Source organism: Cognataquiflexum rubidum, assembly GCF_022538115.1.
Classification (GTDB): Bacteria; Bacteroidota; Bacteroidia; order Cytophagales; family Cyclobacteriaceae; genus Cognataquiflexum; species Cognataquiflexum rubidum.
In genome coordinates this window covers 13,585-38,842 of record NZ_JAKZAL010000020.1, presented here as the reverse complement: position 1 = coordinate 38,842, position 25,258 = coordinate 13,585, and the positions used below count along the sequence as shown (strand labels likewise).

Annotated in this window: 24 protein-coding genes and 2 tRNA genes; 16 read left to right on the top strand and 10 right to left on the bottom strand. The window is 41.8% G+C overall.

The features are described from left to right. Positions 1-127 precede the first annotated feature (127 nt). Entirely contained in the window at positions 128-2,296 is a 2,169-nt protein-coding gene (locus MMU05_RS18225; protein WP_241143110.1) for a cation:proton antiporter domain-containing protein, read from the top strand. A 30-nt stretch (positions 2,297-2,326) separates the two neighbouring features. Here MMU05_RS18225 and MMU05_RS18220 read toward each other — a convergent pair whose 3' ends face one another. The 4 genes from MMU05_RS18220 to MMU05_RS18205 all read right to left on the bottom strand — a co-directional run bounded on the left by MMU05_RS18220 (position 2,327) and on the right by MMU05_RS18205 (position 5,151). Beyond that, positions 2,327-2,647, bottom strand: a complete 321-nt coding sequence (locus tag MMU05_RS18220) for a 2Fe-2S iron-sulfur cluster-binding protein (protein ID WP_241143109.1) — start codon at positions 2,645-2,647, stop codon at positions 2,327-2,329. A gap of 15 nt (positions 2,648-2,662) precedes the next feature. Continuing rightward, entirely contained in the window at positions 2,663-3,667 is a 1,005-nt protein-coding gene (locus MMU05_RS18215; RefSeq protein ID WP_241143108.1) for an NAD(P)/FAD-dependent oxidoreductase, read from the bottom strand. Between the two features lie 97 nt (positions 3,668-3,764). Then, positions 3,765-4,196, bottom strand: coding sequence for a MarR family winged helix-turn-helix transcriptional regulator (locus MMU05_RS18210; protein ID WP_241143107.1), 432 nt, complete (start codon positions 4,194-4,196; stop codon positions 3,765-3,767). 94 nt (positions 4,197-4,290) lie between these two features. Then, entirely contained in the window at positions 4,291-5,151 is an 861-nt protein-coding gene (locus MMU05_RS18205) for a toxin-antitoxin system YwqK family antitoxin (RefSeq protein ID WP_241143106.1), read from the bottom strand. 137 nt (positions 5,152-5,288) lie between these two features. Between MMU05_RS18205 and MMU05_RS18200 the strand changes: the two genes are divergently transcribed. From MMU05_RS18200 to MMU05_RS18165, 8 genes are all read left to right on the top strand, one after another. Continuing rightward, on the top strand, positions 5,289-6,491 hold the full coding sequence (locus tag MMU05_RS18200) for a pyridoxal phosphate-dependent aminotransferase (protein ID WP_241143105.1): 1,203 nt from the start codon (positions 5,289-5,291) through the stop codon (positions 6,489-6,491). 96 nt (positions 6,492-6,587) lie between these two features. Next, positions 6,588-7,298, top strand: a complete 711-nt coding sequence (locus tag MMU05_RS18195) for a glycosyltransferase (RefSeq protein WP_241143104.1) — start codon at positions 6,588-6,590, stop codon at positions 7,296-7,298. Positions 7,299-7,881: 583 nt separating this feature from the next. Then, a complete protein-coding gene (locus MMU05_RS18190) occupies positions 7,882-8,955 on the top strand; it encodes a DUF4421 domain-containing protein (protein ID WP_241143103.1) in 1,074 nt (357 codons plus the stop codon). Positions 8,956-9,034: 79 nt separating this feature from the next. Next, positions 9,035-10,579 carry an L-piperidine-6-carboxylate dehydrogenase gene (gene amaB / locus MMU05_RS18185; RefSeq protein WP_241143102.1) on the top strand — a complete coding sequence of 515 codons (1,545 nt, stop codon included), beginning with the start codon at positions 9,035-9,037 and terminating at the stop codon, positions 10,577-10,579. 150 nt (positions 10,580-10,729) lie between these two features. Beyond that, positions 10,730-10,804 (top strand) — tRNA-Val (locus MMU05_RS18180). Positions 10,805-10,910: 106 nt separating this feature from the next. Beyond that, positions 10,911-10,985: transfer RNA gene (locus MMU05_RS18175), tRNA-Val, on the top strand. Between the two features lie 25 nt (positions 10,986-11,010). Then, positions 11,011-11,262: a GIY-YIG nuclease family protein gene (locus MMU05_RS18170; RefSeq protein ID WP_241143101.1), complete on the top strand. Its 252-nt coding sequence runs from the start codon at positions 11,011-11,013 to the stop codon at positions 11,260-11,262. A gap of 90 nt (positions 11,263-11,352) precedes the next feature. Then, positions 11,353-11,604 (top strand): GIY-YIG nuclease family protein, encoded by a 252-nt coding sequence (locus tag MMU05_RS18165; RefSeq protein WP_241143100.1) that lies wholly within the window; start codon positions 11,353-11,355, stop codon positions 11,602-11,604. Between the two features lie 330 nt (positions 11,605-11,934). On the opposite strand, the gene MMU05_RS18160 is transcribed toward MMU05_RS18165, so the two are convergent. Beyond that, a complete protein-coding gene (locus MMU05_RS18160; RefSeq protein ID WP_241143099.1) occupies positions 11,935-13,776 on the bottom strand; it encodes a TonB-dependent receptor plug domain-containing protein in 1,842 nt (613 codons plus the stop codon). Positions 13,777-13,943: 167 nt separating this feature from the next. Between MMU05_RS18160 and MMU05_RS18155 the strand changes: the two genes are divergently transcribed. Beyond that, positions 13,944-15,905, top strand: a complete 1,962-nt coding sequence (locus tag MMU05_RS18155; RefSeq protein ID WP_241143098.1) for a M1 family metallopeptidase — start codon at positions 13,944-13,946, stop codon at positions 15,903-15,905. 16 nt (positions 15,906-15,921) lie between these two features. Here the strand turns inward: MMU05_RS18155 and MMU05_RS18150 are convergent, their stop codons facing one another. The 5 genes from MMU05_RS18150 to ruvC all read right to left on the bottom strand — a co-directional run bounded on the left by MMU05_RS18150 (position 15,922) and on the right by ruvC (position 20,119). Then, positions 15,922-16,116 carry a hypothetical protein gene (locus tag MMU05_RS18150; protein ID WP_241143097.1) on the bottom strand — a complete coding sequence of 65 codons (195 nt, stop codon included), beginning with the start codon at positions 16,114-16,116 and terminating at the stop codon, positions 15,922-15,924. A gap of 200 nt (positions 16,117-16,316) precedes the next feature. Then, the gene (locus MMU05_RS18145; protein ID WP_241143096.1) at positions 16,317-17,444 is read right to left on the bottom strand and encodes an SO2930 family diheme c-type cytochrome; all 1,128 of its coding nucleotides are present in this window, start codon (positions 17,442-17,444) and stop codon (positions 16,317-16,319) included. Between the two features lie 3 nt (positions 17,445-17,447). Continuing rightward, complete coding sequence (locus MMU05_RS18140) at positions 17,448-18,749, bottom strand: parallel beta-helix domain-containing protein (RefSeq protein WP_241143095.1); 1,302 nt, start codon at positions 18,747-18,749, stop codon at positions 17,448-17,450. 126 nt (positions 18,750-18,875) lie between these two features. Further along, on the bottom strand, positions 18,876-19,439 hold the full coding sequence (locus MMU05_RS18135) for a Crp/Fnr family transcriptional regulator (protein ID WP_241143094.1): 564 nt from the start codon (positions 19,437-19,439) through the stop codon (positions 18,876-18,878). 98 nt (positions 19,440-19,537) lie between these two features. Further along, entirely contained in the window at positions 19,538-20,119 is a 582-nt protein-coding gene (gene ruvC, locus MMU05_RS18130; RefSeq protein WP_241143093.1) for a crossover junction endodeoxyribonuclease RuvC, read from the bottom strand. A 21-nt stretch (positions 20,120-20,140) separates the two neighbouring features. On the opposite strand from ruvC, the gene MMU05_RS18125 reads away from it, so the two are divergent. The 6 genes from MMU05_RS18125 to MMU05_RS18100 are packed head-to-tail and all read left to right on the top strand — an operon-like array spanning position 20,141 to position 25,258. After that, on the top strand, positions 20,141-21,259 hold the full coding sequence (locus MMU05_RS18125; RefSeq protein ID WP_241143092.1) for a glycosyltransferase: 1,119 nt from the start codon (positions 20,141-20,143) through the stop codon (positions 21,257-21,259). Between the two features lie 24 nt (positions 21,260-21,283). After that, positions 21,284-21,535, top strand: a complete 252-nt coding sequence (locus MMU05_RS18120) for a hypothetical protein (RefSeq protein ID WP_241143091.1) — start codon at positions 21,284-21,286, stop codon at positions 21,533-21,535. A 10-nt stretch (positions 21,536-21,545) separates the two neighbouring features. Next, a complete protein-coding gene (locus MMU05_RS18115) occupies positions 21,546-22,757 on the top strand; it encodes a PP2C family protein-serine/threonine phosphatase (protein WP_241143090.1) in 1,212 nt (403 codons plus the stop codon). A 10-nt stretch (positions 22,758-22,767) separates the two neighbouring features. Then, positions 22,768-23,388: a polysaccharide deacetylase family protein gene (locus MMU05_RS18110; RefSeq protein WP_336246977.1), complete on the top strand. Its 621-nt coding sequence runs from the start codon at positions 22,768-22,770 to the stop codon at positions 23,386-23,388. Beyond that, on the top strand, positions 23,385-24,491 hold the full coding sequence (locus tag MMU05_RS18105) for a glycosyltransferase (protein ID WP_241143088.1): 1,107 nt from the start codon (positions 23,385-23,387) through the stop codon (positions 24,489-24,491). Before MMU05_RS18110 ends, MMU05_RS18105 begins: the two co-directional genes overlap by 4 nt. After that, positions 24,488-25,258, top strand: a complete 771-nt coding sequence (locus MMU05_RS18100; protein ID WP_241143087.1) for a TatD family hydrolase — start codon at positions 24,488-24,490, stop codon at positions 25,256-25,258. Before MMU05_RS18105 ends, MMU05_RS18100 begins: the two co-directional genes overlap by 4 nt.

Sequence of the window (25,258 nt, the reverse complement as noted above, 5' to 3'; positions counted from 1 at the left end):
GACAGGACAAAGTTGGAGTGAAATGCAAATCAAAAAGGCTGGATATTTTCAGCCTTTTTGATTTTTGATGGGTTGGATTTCAGATATTTTGGCGAAATTTATTGGAATTGGACTTAACCAGAACTTTATGATTTTTGCTGCAGAATTGAGCTTTAAGCTTCCTTGGGAAAACCCGGTATTGATTTTTTCCAGCATCCTATTTATCATTCTTTTTGCACCTATTTTACTCAATAAAATAAAAATTCCGCAATTGATTGGGTTGATTCTGGCAGGAGCCGCTATCGGTCCTAATGGCATCAATCTCCTCCAACGGGACAGTAGTGTAATCCTTTTTGGTACTGTTGGGTTGCTTTATATCATGTTTTTGGCGGGTCTTGAAATCGACCTCGGAGACTTCAAGAAAAACAGTGGCAAAAGCATGATTTTTGGCATGTATACCTTTCTCATTCCTATGGGCTTGGGAACTGTGGCAGGGATTTATATTCTCAACTTCAGTATTCCGACATCGATACTTTTAGCAAGTATGTTTGCCTCGCATACCCTGATCGCCTATCCCATCATCAGCAAAATGGGAGTAATCAAAAACAAAGCAGTCAGTGTCGCAGTGGGCGGCACCTTGATAACCGATACGCTTGCGTTGTTGGTATTGGCTGTGGTGGTGGGGATGTCTGCAGGTGAAGTTACAGGCGGCTTCTGGGTGAAGCTCGTGATTTCGATTATTGTCTTTGCGGGAATCATCATTTTCTTGTTTCCGATACTTGGGAGGTGGTTTTTCAAAAGGAATGATGACAATATCTCTCAGTATATTTTTGTTTTGGCTTTGGTTTTTCTGGGCGCTTTTTTGGCTGAGGCAGCCGGAATTGAGGCCATCATCGGAGCATTTCTTGCGGGTTTGGCTTTGAACAGACTTGTACCCCACACTTCTCCTTTGATGAACAGGATTGAGTTTGTAGGGAATGCTTTGTTTATCCCTTTCTTTCTTATTGGGGTAGGGATGCTGATAGATTTTAGGGTTTTTTACATGGATAAGGAAACCATCTTTGTGGCCATTGTGATGACGGTAGTCGCTACTTTATCCAAATTTTTGGCAGCGTATTTCACCCAAAAAACTTTCAAATTTTCAAGGGCACAGCGGGATGTTATTTTCGGTTTGAGCAATGCACAGGCAGCAGCAACCCTGGCCGCAGTCTTGGTAGGTTACAAAGTTATTGTGGGAGAAACGGAAACCGGTGAACCAATCAGGTTGCTTGGTGATAGTATTTTGAACGGAACGATCCTAATGATCTTGGTGACCTGTACGATTGCTTCTATTGTTGCACAAAGAGGTGCGGCCAAGCTTGCTTTGGAGGAAGGGGAAACAGAAAGTAGTGACACTGAAAAAGACAATGAAACGGAAGAAAGGATTTTGATTCCGGTCAATTATCCTGAAAATATCGAGGAATTGATTCACCTGGGGGTAACCATCAAATCGAAAACCTCGAAGAATTCCCTTTATGCCCTGAACATCGTCCCGTCAGATTCCTCAGATGAGAGCAAAGAAAAATTTGCCAAAAAGCTTTTGGAAAAAGCAAGCGTAAGTGCCGCAGCGACCGATAATAAATTGACTGAACTGATCCGGTATGACTCTAATCTGGTCAACGGTATCACCAATGTGGTAAGAGAAAACAAGGTAACGGATATCATTTTGGGGTTGCACAAACAACATGGGTTATCAGATACATTCTTGGGCAAACTGACAGAGGGGATATTGAGTAAAAGCAACATCACAGCCTTTATCTACCAAAGTCATCAGCCTTTAAATACTGTTGGCAGATATATCATCGTAGTGCCTGCCAATGCAGAAAAGGAAATGGGATTTGTATTTTGGCTTCTCAGGGTCTGGAATATCGGACGGAATACAGGTTGTAAATTGATTTTTTATGGCGATGAGGAAACCCTGAAATATATCCAACAGGTTCAGAAAAAATTCAGCATAGAAGCTGGCTTTGTGGAATTTTCAGATTGGGAAGATTTCCTGATCATTTCCAGGGATTTGAAAGAAAATGATGCCCTCATAGTGGTATTGAGCAGAAAAAACGGTACTTCCTATAATCCTGTGATGAATAAAATCCCGAAATACCTGAACCGGTATTTTGGCAAAAACAATTACATCCTGATCTATCCGATGCAGTTTGATTTGGAAGAAATTGGAAGACACAATTATTTGGGGACTTCAATATTTAATCCTTTGTCTGTTGGCGGGCAGGACTTCACTTCGTTTTCAAATTCCGTTTCAAAGCTATTCAAGAAAAAATAAAAAATCCCCGGTGTCTGTCGGGGATTGAATTCAATTGTCTTCGCCTCTTAATTTGACCACGGCCCCTTCGAGAATGGGACCGATCCTGACCTGACAGGCCAATCTGCTCGTAGGATAGTATTCGGGAAGATTCTCCAATTGGTCAAGTTCCGCATCCGAAGCATGACCCAACTCATCTTTCCCTTCCAAAATCTCGACGTGGCATGTGGCGCATAATGCCATCCCGCCGCAGGTAGCCAAAACAGGATACTCAGAGGCTTTTAATATTTCCATCAAGTTCAATCCCATATCATCGGGAGCTTCTACGGATTGACGGTTGCCGTCGTGATCTTCTACAGTGAATGTTATCATGACCCAAAAGTAAGATTAAAATGAATTGACACCATTGACGGTAGTATATTTAAAGCTTAATTTTTGGTCAGGGTATACAAATTTGAATGCCGAATGCATCATGATCGCGGCTTCATGGAATCCACATAGAATCAGTTTCAATTTGCCCGGATAAGTGTTGATATCGCCAATGGCGTATATTCTTTCCACACCGGTAGAATAATCCCTGGTATCTACTTCGATGGCGTTCTTATCGATGTTCAATCCCCAATCAGCGATTGGTCCTAATTTTGGGCTGAGGCCAAAAAGAGGGATCAGGTAATCAATATCTACTGTGATTTCCTCCTTGCTTTTTCCTTCTAAGACCACTGTCTTGAGTGTGCCATTACCGCCAAGTTCCTTCAGGTTAGCAGAAAGAATCAAATCAATTTTTCCTTTATTGGCAAGGTCATATACTTTGGCAGCAGAATCAGGTGCACCTCTGAATGTTTCATTTCTGTGAACCAAAGTGACTCTTTCTGCCACATTGGAAAGGTATATCGCCCAATCCAAAGCGGAATCACCACCACCTGCCAACATCACCTTTTTATTCCTGAAGTGCTCAGGATTCTTGACCATGTAAGTCACACCCTTGCCTTCAAATTTCTCCAGATTTTCCAAAACCGGTTTTCTGGGTTCGAATACTCCCAAACCACCTGCGATGATGATCACCTGAGCATGCACCTGGGTTTTATCATTGGTCGTGACAATGAATGAACCATCCGCCTGTTTTGCCAAATGGTCTACTCTTTCCCCCAAAGTAAAAGTCGGTTTGAAAGGCTTGATCTGTTCCATCAGGTTATCTACCAGATCCTGTGCTTTGATTTCAGGATAACCCGGAATATCATAGATAGGCTTTTGTGGGTAAATTTCTGAAAGCTGTCCGCCTACCTGAGGAAGGTAATCGATCAGATGACAACGCATCTTAAGTAAGCCTGCTTCAAAAACTGCAAATAACCCAACAGGTCCGGCTCCGATGATACAAAGGTCAGTAGTAATCATGATGTGTGCTTTTTATTTTTTTAAACCAACAAGCAATGTTATTGTTCGTGCAAATATAATTAGTATAACAAGTATATTTTAGATTTGCCTTTATAATCTATTCCAGATTGTTATAAATGGTATTTAAAATCCTTTTGAACTCTTCAAAATCGGTTTCTCCAAGGTTTTCCCAGGCCTTTTCCCGGATAGAAGCAATCCTGGGCTTCAGTTCTTCTACTTTTGAAATTCCCTCCGGTGTCAATACCAAATGAAAACTCCTTCTGTCCAAAGGATGGGGAACACGCTCCACATATCCTTTTTTGGTAAGAATATCAATGATTCTGGTAAGGGTAGGTTGGTCCTTAAACACCATTTGGGCCAATTCAGCTTGGCTCAGCAGTTCATTTTCAGAAAGGTTTTTCATGATCAGCCATTGGTCCACGGTAATGTCAAAGTCCTCCAATTTGAATTTCCTTTGGGCATATTGCTTGACTCTTTTGGCCGTCCTGTCTAAGAGGAATGAATACTTACTGAATTGTTCCTGTGTCATACCAATTATTAGCATGACAAATATAGCAATTAGAAATAAATTAAAAATATTAACCTACAAAAATTATAGGGAAAATAGGTTTATAAAAATGCAATCAATTGGAAGCCAATCCTTCTTTTCGGTAAATTAGATTGCCATCCTTGTCCCATTCCGCTCTGATGTAGGGAGTAAAATTTTTGGTAAAAGGATGGTCTTGGTATTGGATTTCCCTTTTTCTGACCGTTTTTCCTTTGGTATTCCAATATTCTGTCCAAAGTCCCACTTTTTCACCAAAGTGGTATTCGCCGACTACGCCGACCTGACCATCTTCATGGAAGTGGAAAAAATTTCCTTCCATCAAATCATATTCTATTGGGATCAGCTTTTCAATTTTCTTTTCTTCTCTGTTATAATAAGTGACTTTTGAATCTTTGGGCCAACCTTCAGAGTAATGCAATTTGTCCTGAAGCACTGTCTTGGTGTCAAAAGTCAACCATGTCCCATGTTTGGTTCCAAAGTAGAAATAACCTTTTTCTACCAAAACTTCCCCTATTTCCCTTTCATAAGGGCCATGGAGCAAATATCCTCTTGCAGGATCAAAATCTTTTGTACGTATTACTTTGTCCCGGATATCAATCCAATGGATATCCCGGATGTAAGGGTCAGCAGGTCTGTTTTGTGTGGTGTAGTTGTAAATCTGGTATTGCGTCTGCTCCCTGATGTTTTGTCTGACGTATCCTTTTTTGGTTTTTTCACCGAAGTAGATATTCTTCTTTATTTTTTTCTTTTCAGCTTTCTTTTTTTCAGTCTTGGTATTGTCATCGAATAGCAACAAAGGGGCAGCTGTCGGTAAAAACCTATCCGAAACGACGCCTGATGAATCAGGATCTACCGTTTCTCCTTTTTTCTCCTTTTGTCCAAACACCGAATTGGAAAAAAGAATGAAAATAAAAATGTATAAAAGCCTTGTTTTCATGTAATTCTCTAACGATTTGTCGGGTGACATTATTTTATCCCAAAAATATAGAATCCTTTCCAAAACCTCGGTTAAGTTTAGAATTAATCATCGGAATCTGTATTTTTGGCGGAATTTAAAAAATAACAACCAAGAAAATGAATTCTATTTTATCCGATCGCATCATTCAGATGGAAGAATCGGCCACATTGGCCATGGCAAAGAAAGCCCGGGAACTCAAAGCCCAAGGCAAGGATATCATCAGTCTGAGTTTGGGTGAGCCGGATTTCAAAACTCCAAAGCACATTCAAGAAGCTGCAAAAGCTGCCATCGATGAGGGCAAATACTTTGCTTATTCACCTGTGGCAGGTTATCAGGATCTTAGAGAGGCGATTGCCAAAAAACTGAGAGAGGAAAACCATATATCCCAAGCCAAGGCGGAAAATATCGTCGTATCCACAGGCGCCAAGCATTCGATCGCAAACGTATTCATGTGTATCATCAATGAAGGCGATGAGGTGGTCATTTTCTCTCCCTATTGGGTGAGTTATGCCGAGATCATCAAGCTTGCCGGAGGTGTCCCTGTTTTGATCGAAGGTAATCTTGAAAACAATTTCAAGGCAACAGCAGCACAGCTTGAAGCGGCACTGACGGACAGGACCAAAGCGGTGATTTATTCTTCTCCATGTAACCCTACCGGTTCTGTATTCAGCAAAGAGGAGTTGGAGGCCATCGCTGAAGTGGTCAAAAAGCGAGAAAATCTTTTTGTCATTGCAGATGAAATATATGAATTGATCAATTTCAAGGGGAAAAATACAAGCATCGCCTCCTTCCCGGGAATGTTTGATAGAACGATCACAGTCAATGGATTCTCAAAAGGATACGCCATGACAGGATGGAGAGTAGGGTATATCTGTGCCCCTTTGTTCATTGCCAAAGCATGTGAAAAAATGCAGGGTCAATTTACCTCCGGCAATACCGGAATTGCGCAAAGAGCTGCATTGGCTGCCATTTCCGGAGAACAGGGACCATCTAAAGAAATGGAAAAAGCCTACCTAAGAAGAAGAGATCTTGTTTTGGGATTGATCAAAGAAATTCCCGGAATCAAAACCCATATCCCTGAAGGAGCATTCTATTTCTTCCCGGATATTTCAGATTTCTTTGGAAAATCAGCCGATGGTCACACCATCAAAACAGCAGATGATTTCTGTCTATATATTCTTGAGAAAGCCAATGTTTCATTGGTAACAGGAGAAGCTTTTGGTGCACCAAATTGCATCCGCTTGTCCTATGCTGCGTCAGATGAAGAACTGGTGGAAGCTTTGAAAAGAATAAAGGAAGCTTTGGCTTTACTGAATTAGGATATCTTGAAACAATTTAGATCAACCCTGAGGTTCATGCCTCAGGGTTTTTTTATGCGTTTTAATCTGGTAACTTTAAAGTTTAAATCCCTACCCATGTCAAAAGCACTTGTCATCACTCCCGTCAAAAATTCTGTAGAAAGTACATTGGAATGTGCCCGGGCAATTGCAGCCTCCAGTTTGCCTGTAAAGCATATTATATTCAATGATTTCAGTTCGGAAGAGACAAAATCAAAGTTGGAGCGGGAAAAAGGGGATATTGGATACCAACTCGTCCATCTGGAGGATATCACGGATACACCTTCCCCGAATTATAAGCTTGTGCTTCAAATGGCCCAAAAGGAGGCTATCAGTTTGGGGTTGCCTTTGATTGTAGTGGAATCCGATGTGATTATCAAGAAAAATACGATCAGTGAGATGATTGAATTTTTGAAGAAATCCCCCAATTCAGGTTTGATAGGAGCGATAACAGTTGGTGAAGACGAAAAAGTCAATTTCCCTTACCTCAAATTCAAATCTTCAAAAGAACATGTCATCAAAACCCAGAGAAGTTTGAGCTTCTGTTGTACTTTATTTTCTCCTTCGTTTTTGGAGAAGTACGATTTTATGCAGCTTGATGATACCAAAGATTGGTATGACACTTTCATGTCCAAAAAATCAGTGGACTTGGGCTTTGACAATTTTGTTTTGATGGATAGTCCCGTTCTCCATCGGCCACATGGTAGCCGTCCTTGGAAATTGTTGAAATACAGCAATCCTTTCAAATATTATTTTTTGAAATTCTGGAAAGGCCGCGATAAGATATGAGAGCTGTTTTGTTGCAATAGCCATAATTGACCCTGAATTTTGTGATTTGTCAATCGTGAAAATTTAATAATATGAAAATTTAAAGATTTTTTTTACTTTTCTATTTTCTGCATAATATTCCTTCAGGATTTTTTGGATTGGGTAGTTTGAGAAACTCAATGGCTGTCTATTTCTTATACTAATTAATTAATATATTGAATTACAGTGATTTATCGCTTTTGTTTCGAGTCGAAATGGAAACTTGAATGTTTCTTTTATGTTATATTTTTATTTTTTTGACTTTTGCTAAATAGTTTTAACTGCCTTAGAACCTTGATTTTAGGTTCAAGTAAAAATAAGTTTATGATTTTTTGGCTAATAAATCAAAAAATACCGTGAAAAGCCTATTGCAATTTTCAATAAAAGTTTTTTATATTTGTCTCGGGTGATTAAGCAACTTTTTCTGCTAAAGACTTTTGTTAATAAAACTGAATGGAGATTATTTAGATAATTACTTTTCCTAATCTCCATTTGACATCAAAAAAAAATCCGCACTTGTTGCGGATTTTTTTATTTGTGGACCTGATATTGCTTATTTTTGGACATGATGAATCTGCACAGTTATTGGTACAGGCTTTTTGGCGTAAAATTTTTCTGTGGCATTTCAGTGACCTTAGGTTTCTTTTTCCTTTTCCCATCAAAAACCCTAGCCCAAGAGGATACGACCTATTATGTTTCCTACAAGAAGCTATTGACCACCAGGCTATACACTTCTAGGAAATATACTTCCCTTATGATAAGTGAACAAAACGACCTAGCGAGAATCGTACTTGAACCCAATTCGACGCTTAATCTCGGGGTGGGTGCTACCTACAATGACTTCACATTGAATCTCGCTTATGGTTTTGATTTTATGAATACCAACAGAAATCAGGTAGAAACACAATACCTGGATCTTCAGGCCCACGCCTACCCAAAAAATTGGGTTATAGATTTGTTTGCTCAATTCTATCAAGGGTTTTTTCTTCGCAGTTATTCAGGACCACTATCGGATATTCCTTCCCAATTGGCATTCCCCGGGATGCGAGTCAGAAAATTTGGGTCCAATGTCCAATACCTTTTTAATGGGGACAAGCTTTCCCTCAAAGCAGCTTTTCTCCAAAGTGCATGGCAAAAGAAATCTGCAGGAAGTGTTGTGGCAGGCGTTGAGTTTTATTTTGGTAATGCCAAGGATGATCAAAACATCCTTGCAGATTTCATTCCTGCTCCTTTACAATTTAACAGGATGGATTTTTTTGAATTTGGTCCCAACCTAGGATATGTGCACACCTTAGTGATTGCCAAACATTTCTTCATTACAGGAATGGTTTCAGGAAATATCGGCTTGGGAAATACCACAATTTCTTCTGACACCAATAAAGAAGGAGGCTGGGGATTCAACACCAATTATTTCTTACGGGGTTTTGCCGGGTACAACGGCCCCGTTTGGTCTATCAATGCCAACTATGTACACAACAACGTGCGGATAGAGGAAGCCAGGGGTTTGGTTACAGATTTTAGGACTGGCAATTACCGGATTAATCTTGTTTATAGATTTAACGTTGGTCCCAATTTTAAAAAATATCTCGATTATGTAGATATCAATAAATACCTTCCTAAGAAGAAGTCTAAGGATTAAATAAAATCAGGCATTCCAGACATTTTTTTTAGTTTTATAGAAAATTCAGAAAAATCAAAAACCCAAATAAATCTATACCATGTCAGATCAATTCGGCATCAAATCCGCACTCCAAAACCTTGGCCTCAAGCCTGAAAACTTAGGAACTTCCACCGGCAACGAGTGGGTCAATACAGGAAAAGAGTATATCAGCTCCTATTCTCCAGCCGATGGTGCACTTATAGGCAAAGTGCAGGTGACAGACCGTCAAAGTTATGAACAGGTCATCGCCAAATCCCAAGAAGCATTCCAAATATGGAGAACTACACCTGCGCCAAAACGTGGTGAAATCGTCCGCCAAATGGGCAATGCACTCCGAGAAGTAAAAGCCGATTTGGGCAAATTGGTATCTTATGAAATGGGCAAATCCTATCAGGAAGGACTTGGAGAAGTTCAGGAGATGATCGATATCTGCGACTTTGCAGTCGGGCTTTCAAGACAACTTTACGGACTGACCATGCACTCAGAGCGTCCGGGACACAGGATGTATGAGCAATGGCATCCTATCGGGGTTGTTGGGATTATCTCAGCATTTAACTTCCCGGTGGCAGTTTGGTCATGGAACAGCATGATAGCTTGGGTATGCGGGGACGTCTGTATCTGGAAGCCATCCGAGAAAGCACCGCTTTCGGGAGTTGCCTGTCAGCATATTATCAGTAAGGTACTGAAAGAAAATAACTTGCCCGAAGGAATATCAGGTTTGATTGTAGGAGATTACAAAGTAGGGCAGATGATGACCGAGGATACCAGGGTTCCTTTAATATCTGCCACAGGATCCACCCGTATGGGAAAAATCGTCGGCCAAGCTGTTGCAGCAAGATTGGGAAGGTCGTTGTTAGAACTTGGTGGCAACAATGCCATTATCATAACCGAAAACGCTGATCTTGAAATTGCCATCCGTGGTGCACTTTTCGGGGCAGTGGGGACAGCAGGACAGCGCTGCACTACCACAAGAAGGCTGATTATCCACGAATCCATTTATGATACTTTCAAGCAAAGGTTGGCCGCGGCCTACACCAAATTGGTTATAGGAAATCCATTGGATGAGAAAAACCATGTAGGTCCTTTAATCGACAAAGAAGCCGTGGACATGTATCTCAAAGCCATAGAAAAAGTAAAAAAGGAGGGAGGAAAAGAGTTGGTCGAAGGTGGAGTGCTCAGCGGGTCAGGTTATGAATCCGGCTGCTATGTGAAGCCTTGTATCATTGAAGCCGAAAACCATTTTGAAATGGTACAGCATGAGACTTTTGCACCGATCCTCTATATCATGAAATACAATACCCTTGAAGAAGCCATCGCAATGCACAACGGTGTGCCTCAGGGATTGTCCTCAGCCATCATGACGCTGAATATGCGGGAGGCGGAAGCATTTCTTTCGGCTGCAGGGTCGGACTGCGGCATAGCCAATGTCAATATCGGAACATCCGGCGCAGAGATCGGCGGTGCTTTTGGTGGAGAAAAAGAAACAGGTGGAGGCCGCGAATCCGGTTCCGACTCTTGGAAAGCCTATATGCGCCGACAGACCAATACCATCAATTACAGTACTTCACTGCCTTTGGCGCAGGGGATAAAGTTTGATATATAGTAAGCGAGAAAAAATCAGGAATGATCATGGAATAAAATCCCTTCATTTTCAAGTGATTATTGAAATATGGGATTTTTTTTCATTTTATAATTTGTACCAAATCAAATTAAATCTACCTTTGCAAACCGTTTCAATAACAAAGGTTATTTCGGGAGTTTAGCTCAGCTGGTTCAGAGCATCTGCCTTACAAGCAGAGGGTCGGGGGTTCGAATCCCTCAACTCCCACAATTATTATTAAAACCTCATTTATTGGGAGTTTAGCTCAGCTGGTTCAGAGCATTCCGATCTTAAATCGGAAGGGTCAATGGTCCGAATCAAAAGAATATTTATTGGGAGTTTAGCTCAGCTGGTTCAGAGCATCTGCCTTACAAGCAGAGGGTCGGGGGTTCGAATCCCTCAACTCCCACATAGCCTCAAACGAGGCTTTTTTTATGCCTTGCAGTTTTTATATCCTCTACTCAAAAAACCTTGACAAATATTACGTTGGACATACTTGCGATGTAATGGATGAAAGATTACGAAAACACAATTCAAATCACAAAGGATTTACAGGCAATTCCCCAGATTGGATTTTGATGTATATGGAAGAATATTCAGACAAGGAATCAGCATATCGAAGGGAGAGGCAGGTGAAATCATGGAAAAGCAGAAAAAAAATACTTGAGCTGATAGATCGGGGATAGCTATGTTGGTTCAGTACATCCCGACAAAGTCGGGAGGGTCGGGGGTTCGAATCCCTCAACTCCCACATAGCCTCAAACGAGGCTTTTTTTATGCCTTGCAGTTTTTATATCCTCTACTCAAAAAACCTTGACAAATATTACGTTGGACATACTTGCGATGTATTGGATGAAAGATTGCGAAAACACAATTCAAATCACAAAGGATTTACAGGCAATTCCCCTGATTGGAAATTGGTATACAAGGAAGAATTTGAAGACAAAAAATCAGCCTATGCCCGAGAACGACAGATAAAATCGATGAAGAGGAGAAAAAAAATCATCGAATTGATCAATCAAAAATAGCTCAGCCGGTTCAGAGCACTCCGATTTATAATCGGAAGGGTCGGGGTCCCGATAGCTATCGCGGACGAATCCCTCAACTCCCACATAGCCTCAAACGAGGCTTTTTTTATGTTTAAAAAATTATTTCTATCCTTTTAAATTATAGGATTTTTTCGAAATACATAGTTGTTTTTACTTCTGTTTGCATTGATATCAATAAGGGGAAACACAAAATAATACTTGGTATGAAACTTAAATGTCCGGTACTTCGGTCTTCCGACTTCGGTCTTCCGTCCTGCTTTTCAAGGAATATTGGGTTTCTGGCAAAGAAATGGTAAACCACTTAATTTTTCAATCCAGATTAATCATAAACCCGGCCTTAAACCATCTTCCAGGCATCTGCACAAATCCTGCTTCGACATAATCGGCATCGGTGATGTTGGAGGCTTCCAGAAAAAGTCCGAATTTTTTCAACCTGTTGTAATCCAATCTCGCATCCAATAGAAAATATGGTTCTAAAGCCATCCTTTCAATATACCTTCCCTTGATGGTGAGTTCGGCACGCTTCACAAACTCCGCCTGAATGCCGCCGATCACTTGATGTCTTAGCGAATTCAATGCATAACGCGATTCGACGCCTTGGGCTTGATTGAGGTCGGCATTGATATAGTTGTAGCTGAACATCAATTCCTTGATTTTGGCATTTTCGCCTCCCAAGTCAGCAAGGTATTGGATAGATGTCTCGACACCGTTAAACCGCACTTCAGAGATATTTTGTGGTGTCCACTTGTTGCGGTTGGGTTGGGTTTCGCTTGGTTCTCTGTTCCAGTCGATCAGGTTTTGAGTGAATCTGTGAAAAAACACCAACTCAGTCCGCAACCTGCTTTTGCTGAATTTCCAGCCGATTTCAAAGTTTTCAGCTTCTTCGGGCAAGAGGTTAGGATTGCTTTGGTTGCTTGGATCTTCATAATACAATTCGGTAAAAGACGGAATCCGGAAGCTGATTCCATAATTGGAATAAAGCCTGGAAAAGGCATTGACCTGATAGCCGATTTCCGCTCCGGGAAAATGCTTCCATTTGTATTCGTTGTAGTAATTGGAATAAAGTCCCGCCCGGAAGTCAAATTTCTCGGCGAATTCAATCCTGTGTTCGGCAAAGATTCCCGCAAAAGTCCGGCTTCTGTTGCCAAGGTTTGTGCTCTCGATTTTCTCTTCCCTGCCTTCAATCCCAAACCCCGTGGTTCCGATTTTGGAAGTATAGGTGCCATTCAGCTCCAATGCAAAAACATCTGAGGTATGTAGATTCGTGTAGAAAGCGGGTTCATTTCTCTTGAGTCTGAACTCATCGTCATTCCTTCTCCAATATCCGCGTGTCTGAAAATAGAGTTTGTCAAATCTGTAAGTATAACTCAGGGCAGCAAGAAAAGTCTGAACGCTTTCCCATTGGTCGGGAAAGGAATTGGTGTAGAAGCCATTTGCCCCAAAGTCCCGATCGGAATATCCTGCCATGGCCCGGATTTCATTTCGGTCATTGATGTCAAATCCCGATTCATAGAACAGGTTGGTTACTTTAAAATCTGAATTGTACCAATGTCCGTCTGAAGCATCATGGGAAGCGGAGATGGTTTGTTTGTATTTTCCGACAGGAAGGGAAGAAACAATACTTCCCCCACGCATTCCAAAATCACCTCCAAATCCCTGGATATTGAGACTTTTTTTATCTGAAAGCGTGGTGATGACATTGACAGCACCTGCAAAGGCATTTTGTCCAAAAATCCTCGACCCCGGGCCTTTCAGCACCTCTACCCTTTGGATGGCTTGTAGGGGAACAGGAATATTGACCATATGGTGCCCGGTCTGCGGATCGGTGAGTTTGATGCCGTTGATCAGCATCAGTGTCTGCTCAAAATTTCCGCCTCGGATCCCGATATCTGCCTGCACGCCGCTGACTCCCCTTTGTCTTACATCGACCCCCGGGGTAAATGAAAGAACCTCTTGTAAACTTCTCGCAGGAGTGGTTTCTATAGCCTTCCTGTTGATGACGGTAATGTTTCTGGAAACTTTGTTGAAAGGGATTTCCATCCTGTTTTCCATGATGGTTACTTCGCCCAAATCCAAAGTCGTGGTATCCTGAGAGGCTTTCGCAATGCCAAATGAAAGTAACAAACCCAAAATAGTAAATCTAATTCGCATGAATAGCCGTGGTTTTTGAGCAGGCAAAGTACCCATGATTTATTTCGATTTCCAAATTTCCCTTTTTGCGTGAATTTTTGGTTATTTAGGATTTGGGAGCTTAAAAATGAATTTTTTCTTCTGATCCTATTCTGTATTTTAGCCGAAATATTAAATAGTTGGAATTTATGATAAGAATTAAAAGTGTAAAAATTTTTGCATTTGTTATTGCATTGGTTTTTGGACAGGATATTCGGGCCCAAGTAGTCACAGACAACAGAGACGGGGCATTTACCGAATTTGGGTATAGACAAGGTACAGCCTATCGGACTGCTTCCGGTAAGCCCGGTCCGATGTACTGGCAAAACGGTGCCGATTATCTGATTGACGTGGCTTTGGACGAAACCAACCATACCCTAAAAGGAAAAATCACCATCACCTACAAAAACAACAGCCCTGAGAATCTGGATTTTGTATGGCTTTACCTAGAGCAAAACAGGTTTACCGCAGACTCAAGGGGACAACTGACCACTCCTGTACAGGGCAACCGCTACAATGGTGATGTGGATGGCGGCTATAAAATCGAAAACCTCAAAGCCCAAGTCGTCGGGAAAAACAGACCTGTTTCGGAGAAACACCTGATCAGCGACACGAGGATGCAGGTGTTTTTTGCAGAGCCCATTCCAGCCAATGGTGGAAAGGCGACTGTTTCTATGGACTTCGAATACAAAATTCCTGAAAAAGGAATGGACCGCATGGGCCGCCTCAAGGTCAAAGACGGTACGATCTACGCCATGGCGCAATGGTATCCCAAAGTCGCAGTATTCGACGATGTGACAGGTTGGAATACAGATCCCTACCTTGGTGCAGGCGAGTTTTACCTTGGTTATGGGGATTTTGAATATAAGGTTACTGTACCTTTTGACCACATTGTTGTTGCTTCAGGGGAATTGCTCAATCCTACCCAAGTGCTTACCAAAGAGCAGCAGAACAGGATGAATAAAGCTGCTCAAAGTGATGAGCGTGTGTACCTCATCAGTCCTGAAGAAGTGACAGATTATGCCAATCATCGTCCAAAACAGGAAGGAACCATGACTTGGCATTTCAAAATCAACAATGCAAGAGATGTGGCTTTTTCCTCTTCCAAAGCATTTATCTGGGATGCAGCTAGGATCAACTTGCCAAGTGGGAAGAAAGCCATGGCGCAATCTGTCTATCCAAAAGAAAGTGACGGTCAGGAAGCTTGGGGAAGGTCTACAGAATATAGCAAAGCTTCTGTGGAGCATTATTCCAAAAAATGGTATGAATACCCTTATCCGGTTGCCGTCAATGTGGCCGCAGAAATCAACGGCATGGAATATCCGGGAGTCAACTTCTGTAGTTGGCGATCCAAAGGTGCAGGACTTTGGGGAGTAACTGACCACGAGTTTGGACACAATTGGTTCCCAATGGTAGTAGGAACAAACGAAAGAAGACATGCATGGATGGATGAGGGATTCAATACTTTCATCAATTATTACAGTTTCCTGGAATTCAATAATGGAGAGTATACCAACTCCCTAATCCAAACCAGAAGATACCTTGGTTGGCTGACCAACAAAGACCGCGAACCGATCGCCACGCATGCTGACAGAACCCAATCCAATAACCTTGGCATGGTCGCCTACATGAAACCGGCCTTGGGTTTGATCATGTTGAGGGAATATGTTCTAGGGCCGGAGCGTTTTGACAATGCCTTAAGGTCTTATATCAAAACCTGGGCATACAAGCATCCACAGCCCACGGATTTCTTCAACCACATGGAAAACGTTGCAGGTGAAAACCTGGATTGGTTCTGGAAAGGTTGGTTCTACAGCAATGCCAACATTGACCTCGCCATCAATAGCGTGCAGCCTTACGGAGCCAATTATTTGGTTTCTCTTTCCAATCTAGGCGAAATGCCGATGCCGGTACTTTTGGAAATCACCTACGATGACGGTCAAAAGGAAAGAAGAATGCTACCTGTAGAAATCTGGTTCAAAGGAAACCAATGGAGTCACCTGCTGAAAGTAGATAAAAAAGTTGTCGGTGTTGAAATTGATCCTGACAAAGTGATCACAGATATCAATGTAGCCAATGACAAATGGCCTAGTGGGGTTTATAAGGATTAAAAATCAAAAGGCCGAATCAATCGATTCGGCCTTTTTGTTTGTGGAGTTCTTTTGCTTCATTGATGGTTTTCTCCATATCCTCCAACATTGCTTTGGAAAATGCTACAGGATTTTCTAAAGCTAAATTTTCCATTTCTTGATCAATTAGGGCCTGTTCATTTTTGGAAGCGGTTCTATACCGCATTTTAAGCTCCTTTATTTTTTCTTCCACGTATTTTGGCTGTTTTGATTCTTAAAGAAGATTTTTCTCAATAAGTTTTTATGGATTGATGGGTTGGCTATCAAAGCCTTTCAAACGGTTGGTTAACAGCACAATATCAATTAATATCCAATATCCATTAATATCCTATTGCACCTAGATAAATGGTCGCTACAAACAAGTTAAGTCAAATATTTATTGAGGGTACTATTTCATTTCATCCCATTGATCCACTCCCTGATTAATTCCAAACCTTCATTGTGGACAGTAACCCTTCCGATTTCGGGCATTGCGGCACCCACCTGATTGGTGGACATACGGTAAGTCAGGATGGATTGGTCTGCCTGCCCGGGTACGATATCGTATTTGAATGTCCCGGCACCGAAGCCTGCCGCAACAGGGGTTTTGCTGATCCCCAATTTCAAAGGATCGGTTTCCTCATAAGTCAAAAACAAACCTGAAGTGCTTGCGGGTCCATCCGCCCGGTGGCAATGTCCGCAGTTGATGTCTAGATAAGCTTTTGCGCGGAGTTCTAAGGAATGGGAAGGAATGTTGTAATCCACCATGGCTGGATAAGTTGTTTGATCATTCAGATCCGAGAGGTATCCCATTTCTTGCCATTTTATGAGTTGGTTTTTTTCTCCTTCGGCAAATCTGATTTCATGGTTGAGGTGCTTGGCTTTGACACCGATAGGAACAAGTTGCTCTTTCTCATTGTGGCAGCTTTTGCATTGGTTTTTGTTGGGCACGATGTAATTAATGACTTGCTCTTTCCCATGAAGGTCAGTCCACGCCACCTCGATTTCTGCTCCTACGACTTTATAGGTTGCATCGCTTTGGTCTTCTTTCCAAACGTATGGGAAGGCATCCCAAACCCCGTTTCTTTTTACCATCAGGCGGGTTTCTACGATTCTTTTTTCCGCTTCAGGTTTTCTGAAGTCGGCAGGATAATAGAAGTTCTTGATGATGACCGTATTGTCAGGAAAATCCATGCTGCCTTCGTCATCTTCCCGGATGCTAGCAGCAGTACCTTCAGGCATCCAGATAAACCTTGACTTGTGTGCATAATCAGTAAACAGGGAAGAAGCAGGTTCATACAAAAGCACTCCGTCATCAGGATCAAGGGACTTCAGTTTTCCCTTGAAGAAGCCATAATCCGACAGGTTTTTGAAAGGAATCTGACTGAAATCCAGAGAAGCAGTCTCGACCAAAGGCGCTTCTATTTCTGAGATTTCGACCTTGCTGATTTTGGTTTCTGTCTGTTTTTTTTCACAGGAAAAAACCAAAAGCAGTAGGCCTAAAGCCAGGTTAATCGAAAAGTACTTTTTATACGATTTCATAACTTAAAGATTCGCAATGGCACTGACATCCGTTTTGACCTGAACTTCACAATTGAAAGGTGCATAATCCTTGGATGATTTGATATTGTCCTCACCTTCCCACAGATCAAAAAGCGTAAAATGCATCTTTTCCATTTCCTTTTCCCTGATACAGATTTTCATGGGATTTGATTGGATATTGTCTGATATGGTCTTGTCCCAAAATCCATCATAGATGATGTCCTGAGTTCTTGCAAATCCATGGGCATTGTACACTGAAATCAGCTGCCCAAATTCCTTGGTGAAATCAGGGAAATGCCAGGTTCTTTGGTAGTCATTGTCATGTACAAAAACATTTGAGGTAAAAGGAGACCAATTTGGGGCATCCATCGGGAATCCTGTGACGTGGTAGTTGGCAATGGCGAGTCCCACTGTTTTGTTTTTGTGGATTCTGTTGTCAAATATTTCCACTTCTTTGGCAGCCAAAATGACGATGCCCGAACCGGGAGGAATCATCGTCACAGTATTTCCGTTGGGATCCTCACTCAGCGCAGTGGCAAAATTTTTATGGTTGTTGTGGAGGATTTCGTTGTTGTAGATTTTTGTGCCCCGCCCATCGGACTTTGGAAGACCGGGAAGATTGAATACCAAAATCCCTCCTGAATTGTCCCTGACTGTATTTCCGTAAACTTCGGCATTGTCAGAGTTTTCGATTTCGATTCCCGCCACATTGCCAAAGGCTAGAGAATTCCGGACAATGATGTTTTCAGATTGGCCGACATAAATCCCGGCATCTTTGGAATGGGAAGCGATGCACTCGTCGATCAGGACATTTTTACATTGGACAGGATAGATGGCATAAGTGCCGTTTTTGGATTTGTCGCCATTGGTCCAGGTGACATTGACTTTTCGGAAGGTAATCCCGTCGCAATGCTGTGATTTGATGCCGTCACCGGGTGCATCTTCGACACTCAGGTCTTGGATGGTGATATTGTTGCCTACCAATTTGACACCTTCACCTCCGGCCTTAAGGTCCTGGAAGGAAAGCACAGTTTCGGTCAGTCCCGCCCCTTTGATGGTAATGTGGTTTTTGTTGTCAAGGATCAGTTGGGTTTTCAAGGCATAGAATCCCGCAGGTATTTCAATGACAGTACTGTCTTCTGCAAGTACAAACTGCTCGATGACTTTCTCGATTTCTTCCTGGGTGGCTATTCTTAATTTGGAGGAATCAAAAGTGCTCTCCGTCGTGCTGCTGTTGCAAGAAAATAGTACAGGGTACAAAAATACCAAAGCAAAAAAGGGAATGTATCGACTGAGATCTTTCATAGTAGATTTTGGGGTTTTTTGGAAAGAAATTTGAATTGGATAAAGAGAAAATACGCTTTACCAATTTTGATAATTTTCAAAATTACAATTTATTGTGAGGGAAGGCTATTGATAAAAATCAAAAAATCAGATGCTTGACCGGATTCTGCTCAGCGTTTCCAGGCTCATATCGAGGTAAGAAGCAACCTGACCGACTGCTGCTTTTTGGATGATAAGAGGTTTGGTTTCTATCAATTCAAGGTAGCGCTCTTTGGCGGTTTTGAACTTTGAAAAAATGAGGTGCTCTTCTAAAGCAACGTAATATTGCTCCAGAATCAGCCGGTACAAATGCTCCAAATGACTGTCTTTTTCAAACAAATCCATTAAGTCTTGGTAGCTGATTTGGTACAGGTAGCAATGTTCGAGGGCTTCGATGGTTTCGTAAGAAGGCTTTTGGGAAATAAAGCTGGACATGGATGCGATGAACTCACCCGTCATGCTGAAGCTGATAGTGATGTCCTTTTTATCCTTAAAATAAAAACTCCTGACAAATCCTTTGTTGATGAATGAAAGCTGATTGCAAACTTCCCCTTCCCGGATCAATGTTTCTCCTTTGGGAATGCTTTTTTCGTGAAGTTTCCCGACAAACCGCTCCAAGGATTCTTGTGGGATGTTTGAAAATTTTTGAAGGATATTGAGGATGGCTTCCATCTTTGGAATATTTGGTATACCGAAAGAAATGTCAGATCAGACATTCAATGGATATGTGGTTTATCAGAAAACGTCAACCTAAAGTAAGATAGAAAACTTCATTTTGGACTTTTTACCCTGTTAGGGTTGTCTTCCAGAAATGATTTCCATCCTGCCGTCCGGCCTCTTGTCTGCAGCCTTCCATCGTGAAAATGATGGCAGAGGGCTACTGCAAGCGCATCAGTCGCATCAAGAAGCTTTGGGATTTCTTCTATTTTGAGAAGGGTTTTGAGCATTTCTGCCACTTGGATTTTGGAAGCATTTCCATTTCCGGTGACAGATTGCTTGACTTTTTTGGGAGAATACTCCGTAATCGGAATATCCCTCGCCAAAGCTGCTGCCATGGCGACGCCCTGCGCGCGGCCTAGTTTGAGCATGGATTGGACGTTTTCGCCATAGAATGGCGCTTCTAAAGCCACCGTGTCAGGATGAAATTCATCAATGATACCTGTGACTCTCTCAAATATCTTTTTCAGCTTCAATTCATGCCCGACATACTTTTTGAGATGGATGACACCAAACTGCAGTAGACTGTACTTTTTACCTTCAATCAGGATCAAACCATAGCCCATCACATTGGTGCCGGGGTCAATCCCCAAAATTATTTTTTCCTTTGCGTCTTTTTTATCTTCTTTACTCATTACCGCAAGTTAAAGCAATTCATGCTAACATTTTACCTTTTGTTTGGGATAGTTTATGGGCTTCTGCTGCTTTTATTGGGCAAAACCTGGAAGCAAAAACCCCAAATTTTTCCCGAATATAGAGAGCCTGAGTTGGTTACCATTTTGATTCCCTACAGGAATGAAGAACAAAATATTCCAACAATTTTTGGCCAATTGTCAGGCCTTTCCCTTAGGCCGCTACAGCTTGTTTTTATCAATGACCATAGTGAAGATGGTGGGAAAAAGAAGCTTGATGAATTGATTGAATCACTATCAGATGAGCAATTGGATGTCCATTCGCTAGAAACCGAAGGTGAAGGAAAGAAAGCCGCACTGAAAACCGGAATCAAAAAAGCCTTTGGAAGTCTTATCCTGACTACCGATGCAGATTGTTTTCTACCCACGGATTGGGTGGAGAAAATGATCCGGCCCTTTTCCGATGAAAGCATAAAAATGGTCGCAGGTCCTGTTTTACCCAAAGTAGATATCGGTTTTTTTGAAAATTTCCAACAGATCGAATGGGCGAGTATCCTGTTGGTCACGCAGGCCGGGTTTTTTATGGGTTCTCCCATCATGTGCAGTGCGGCCAATATGGCTTATAGAAAATCGGCCTTTTTGGAGGTAGAGGGATATCAGGGGAATGAGGGTCTTTTGTCGGGAGATGATGAGTTTTTATTGAAAAAGATGGTCAATAAATTCGGACCGGAATCTGTTGTTTACCTGAAAGAAAATCTTGTTTTTACTCAGCCGCAAGGTTCTTTGAAGGCACTCTTTTCACAAAGAATCAGATGGGCATCAAAATGGAATTCCCACAAATCATTCTCCCATACCTTCGCTTCAGTCCTCCCGGTTGCTGTTCAGGTTGCCTTCCTCTTGAGTTTTTCCCTTCTTTTTATGGGAATCCCCGGGATGTTGGTATTTGCAGCAGTCTGGATTTTGAAGATTTACTTTGAAACACAAACCTTGGGAAATTTTTTGAGGAGTTTCGGGATGAGACCGCATTGGATCTGGTTTTTGTTCACGGGAATAGTCCATCCTGTTTACGTTCTTGTAAGTGCACTCGGGGCTTTATTTGTAAAATTTGAGTGGAAAGGCAGATATTCTTCTGGGAAGGGTTAATTTTGGGTCTGAATACAAAATAAAATGACTGACAATGAGTTTGATTTACTGGATGAATTGTATTTCGTCCAGCCCTTTAGTTACCTGAAAGAAACCTTGGGATGGGAAGACCAAAGGCTTTTGGTTACCTTGAAAGCTCTCCATTCGAAAGGATATATCAGATGTCTTTTTGCACCTGACGATGAGGTTTTCGGTACGGTGGATTTTGATGCAAAAGGAAAGGATTTATTTTACCTCGCCACCAAAAAAGGCCTTATGGAACATAATGCCCTCTAAAAAAACTGACGTGACCGTACAACTAGTCAAATATCAAAAGAAGGAACTTGAGCTCAAGGCACTCTTGGAAATCACCCAGGCAATCAATGAGAATAAGTCTGCGGCTGTGCTTTTTGATATATTCAAATTTACCTGCTTGGTGCATTTGAATATCAAGTCTATTCTTTTGTACATGTCAAACCATGACCACTTTGAAAAAAAAATCAGCCACGGGATCAAAAGCAAAGTCCCTGATGCTATTCTTTCTGAAAAAATAAATTTTGACAAAGCGAGCGGAGAATTGAATATTGAGGTTGGGGAAGGTTTCTCGTTTGCTGAACTTGAAAATTACCTTCCTGTTTTCCACAAGGAGAAAATGCTTGCCATTCTTTTTCTCAAAAAGAAAGATGAAAAAGAGGACTTAGACCTTGATTTTACCCAAGCCCTGACCAATATCATGGTGGTGGCATTGGAAAACAAGCGCTTTGCCAAGCGGCAACTTGAGCAGGAAAGGCTCAATAAGGAAATGGAAATCGCATCCAATGTGCAGCGGATGCTTTTTCCTGCAGTCCTTCCACAGACTGACAAGCTCAAAGCCAAAGTGACTTACATTCCCCATTCTACGGTAGGCGGAGATTATTATGATCTGATCCAAAAATCCGAGGAAGAGGTCTTTTTCTGTATTGCCGATGTCTCAGGCAAGGGCATGCCGGCGGCTTTGCTCATGTCCAATTTCCAGGCAGCATTGAGGACTTTACTGAGGAGTTCTTCAGATTTGAAGATGATCGTGGAGCAGTTGAATTATACCATCTTTGACAATACCAAAGGGGAGCGCTTCATTACTTTTTTTCTAGGTTATTACAATTACAAAAAAAGGGAACTGACCTACGTCAATGCCGGGCACAATCCTCCGGTATTGTGTTGGGAGGGAGAAAAAAGAACAGAGACATTGGGTGCAGGGACGACTGTACTTGGGGCATTTGAAGAATTGCCATTCCTGGAAGTGGGCAAAAGAATCCATCTTAAAGGCTTTACACTTCATCTTTATACGGATGGCTTGACCGAAAGCTTTGACAAGAATGAAAAGGAATATGGAGATGACCGCTTCAATCAATTTGTCAAAAGCCACCTTTGCCTTGATCCAAGTGTGTTTCATCAGCTGTTTTTTGAGGAATTGAGAATTTTTTCCACCGGTGGTGAGCAAAGGGACGACATTACCCTGCTCAGCTTAAGATTGCAATAAAATGGTCTGGATGCATCATGTGCCCTCCTTGATCCCGAAAGTTTTCGATAAATTTATCTGGAACAAAAACCGGGATGAAAAGACGATTTACCTGACCTTTGATGATGGTCCGGTACCGGGGATTACGGATTTCGTATTGAATGAGCTTTCAAAAAGAGATATGAAAGCCACGTTTTTTATGGTCGGGGCAAATGTCGAAAAGCATCCTAACCTTGCCAAAGAAGTAATCCAAGCAGGAAACGGAATCGGTAACCACACTTTTAACCATTTGGACGGATACCGAAATCCTGATGCCTTGTATCTGGAAAATATTGAAAAGTGCCAGAAGATCCTTCAGGATACCCTTGATGTAAGCCCGGTAAATTTCCGTCCTCCTTATGGTAAGATCAGCAAAAGCCAATCAAAGCTTGTACTAGCACATCATCAGATCGTCATGTGGGATGTTTTGACCGGAGATTATGACCAGGATCAAAGTGCGGAGAAATGCCTGTCCAAAACCATGCAGTACAGCCGAAACGGATCAATCGTACTTTTTCACGACCAACAAAAAACAGAAAGGGTTGTTAAGAAGGTATTGCCCGATTATCTGGATTTTATAATAGACAAGGGCTTTCAAACAGGCTTGTTATGATTTATGGATTGGCGGTAATAGTGGTTTTTTTATTGCTGTTGCAGGATTTTTTGCTTGTGGTTTTGCTTCAGATGAATTTTGAAAAATACGGCGAAGCCCAAAAACCGGATTTTCCAAAAGTCAGTGTATTGATTCCTTGTAGGAATGAAGCTCAAAACTTACCGCGTTGTCTTGATTCCATAGAGAAACTTGATTACCCAAAAGACAGGATCCAATTTGTCTTTGGAAATGACAGAAGCACAGACGGGACAGCCGCAATCCTCAGTTCTTGGGTGGTTAACCATTCCAATTCCATATTGGTGGAGGTGGTTGAAGGCGATGGTAAGAGAAGGAACGGCAAAGCGAACGCCCTTTCCCAAATGGCTAAATCCGCGGGGGGAGACATGTACCTTTTCACGGACGCAGATTGTGCGGTTCCATCAAAATGGGTCAAATCCATGGTTTTGACTCAAAAAAACGCTGATGCCGGTATCGTCACCGGCATCACGCATATCGGTGCTGATGCTACATTCTCAAAGATGCAAGCCTTCGATTGGTGGCTTTCGTTGGGGATGGTCAAGGTGATGAATGACCTCGATATTTCGGTGACCTCTATGGGAAATAACATGCTGATTTCAAAAAAGGCATATGACTCTGTGGGAGGATTTGAAGGCATTCCATTTTCCCTCACAGAAGATTTTGAAATGGGCAAAGCCATCGAAAAGAAAGGATATAAAGCTATCCATCATGTCTCAGCTGATAATCTCGTGGAGACTTTGCCTCAACAAAATCTGAAAGGATTATTGGACCAAAGAAAGAGGTGGATGCATGGAGCAATGGATTTGCCGATGTATTGGAGAGCTGTTTTGGCTATGCAGGTCTTATTTTTTCCCTGTATTATTTATTTGTGTTTTTTACATCCTTTTGAAGGAGTCACGGTTTGGCTGATTAAAGTGGCAATCCAATCCGTATTTGTTTACTTATTCTCGCTCAAAACAGGTCAAAAATTAAAAATTGCCACTTTGTTCCTTTTTGAAATATATTATTTGTTTACCTCATGGTCCACAATAGTTTATTATTTTTGGCCTTCAAAAACAGACTGGAAAGGGAGAAAATACGGATGAAGTTTACAGATACACATGCCCATATCTATTCTGACAAATATAATGCGGATAGGGACGAAGTGATAAGGAGGACTTTGGAGAATGGCGTACACAAAATCTACATGCCAAATGTCGATGTGGATTCCATTGATGTGATGTTGGAGGCAGAGGTGGAAAATCCAGGTGTCTGTATCCCCATGATGGGCTTGCATCCCTGCGATGTCAACGCTGAATTTGAAAAGCAGCTCTATATTATGGAGGAATGGATCGGAAAGCGGGAGTTTGCAGGAATAGGAGAGACGGGACTTGACCTGTATTGGGACAAGACTTTCTTTGAGCAGCAAAAGGAAGCGCTAAAAATCCAGATCCAATGGGCAAAGAAAATGAAATGGCCGATCATATTGCATTGCCGGGAATCCATGGACGAGACCATCGCCATCATCAGGGAAGAAAAAACGGATGACCTGAAAGGGATCTTCCATTGTTTTACAGGGTCAGTCGATCAAGCCAAGGAAATCATTGAGTTGGGTTTTTTGCTTGGGATAGGAGGGGTATCAACCTACAAGAATGGAGGATTAGACAAAGTGTTGCCGGAAATCGGTTTGGAACATCTGGTTTTGGAAACGGACGGACCTTACCTTGCTCCTGTGCCACATCGGGGCAAAAGGAACTCCACGGAGTACATTCCTTTAATAGCGCAGCGGGTAGGGGATTTGACGATGAGTACTTTGGAGCAGGTTTCGGCAACCACGGAAGAAAATTCAAGAAAAATTTTTCATCATTTTTAG

Coding starts and splice junctions, on each gene's coding strand:
- MMU05_RS18225 (WP_241143110.1), top strand. CDS start 128: ATGATTTTTGCTGCAGAATTGAGCTTTAAGCTTCCTTGGGAAAACCCG.
- MMU05_RS18220 (WP_241143109.1), bottom strand. CDS start 2,647: ATGATAACATTCACTGTAGAAGATCACGACGGCAACCGTCAATCCGTA.
- MMU05_RS18215 (WP_241143108.1), bottom strand. CDS start 3,667: ATGATTACTACTGACCTTTGTATCATCGGAGCCGGACCTGTTGGGTTA.
- MMU05_RS18210 (WP_241143107.1), bottom strand. CDS start 4,196: ATGACACAGGAACAATTCAGTAAGTATTCATTCCTCTTAGACAGGACG.
- MMU05_RS18205 (WP_241143106.1), bottom strand. CDS start 5,151: ATGAAAACAAGGCTTTTATACATTTTTATTTTCATTCTTTTTTCCAAT.
- MMU05_RS18200 (WP_241143105.1), top strand. CDS start 5,289: ATGAATTCTATTTTATCCGATCGCATCATTCAGATGGAAGAATCGGCC.
- MMU05_RS18195 (WP_241143104.1), top strand. CDS start 6,588: ATGTCAAAAGCACTTGTCATCACTCCCGTCAAAAATTCTGTAGAAAGT.
- MMU05_RS18190 (WP_241143103.1), top strand. CDS start 7,882: ATGATGAATCTGCACAGTTATTGGTACAGGCTTTTTGGCGTAAAATTT.
- amaB (WP_241143102.1), top strand. CDS start 9,035: ATGTCAGATCAATTCGGCATCAAATCCGCACTCCAAAACCTTGGCCTC.
- MMU05_RS18170 (WP_241143101.1), top strand. CDS start 11,011: ATGCCTTGCAGTTTTTATATCCTCTACTCAAAAAACCTTGACAAATAT.
- MMU05_RS18165 (WP_241143100.1), top strand. CDS start 11,353: ATGCCTTGCAGTTTTTATATCCTCTACTCAAAAAACCTTGACAAATAT.
- MMU05_RS18160 (WP_241143099.1), bottom strand. CDS start 13,776: ATGCGAATTAGATTTACTATTTTGGGTTTGTTACTTTCATTTGGCATT.
- MMU05_RS18155 (WP_241143098.1), top strand. CDS start 13,944: ATGATAAGAATTAAAAGTGTAAAAATTTTTGCATTTGTTATTGCATTG.
- MMU05_RS18145 (WP_241143096.1), bottom strand. CDS start 17,444: ATGAAATCGTATAAAAAGTACTTTTCGATTAACCTGGCTTTAGGCCTA.
- MMU05_RS18140 (WP_241143095.1), bottom strand. CDS start 18,749: ATGAAAGATCTCAGTCGATACATTCCCTTTTTTGCTTTGGTATTTTTG.
- MMU05_RS18135 (WP_241143094.1), bottom strand. CDS start 19,439: ATGGAAGCCATCCTCAATATCCTTCAAAAATTTTCAAACATCCCACAA.
- ruvC (WP_241143093.1), bottom strand. CDS start 20,119: ATGAGTAAAGAAGATAAAAAAGACGCAAAGGAAAAAATAATTTTGGGG.
- MMU05_RS18125 (WP_241143092.1), top strand. CDS start 20,141: ATGCTAACATTTTACCTTTTGTTTGGGATAGTTTATGGGCTTCTGCTG.
- MMU05_RS18120 (WP_241143091.1), top strand. CDS start 21,284: ATGACTGACAATGAGTTTGATTTACTGGATGAATTGTATTTCGTCCAG.
- MMU05_RS18110 (WP_336246977.1), top strand. CDS start 22,768: ATGCATCATGTGCCCTCCTTGATCCCGAAAGTTTTCGATAAATTTATC.
- MMU05_RS18105 (WP_241143088.1), top strand. CDS start 23,385: ATGATTTATGGATTGGCGGTAATAGTGGTTTTTTTATTGCTGTTGCAG.
- MMU05_RS18100 (WP_241143087.1), top strand. CDS start 24,488: ATGAAGTTTACAGATACACATGCCCATATCTATTCTGACAAATATAAT.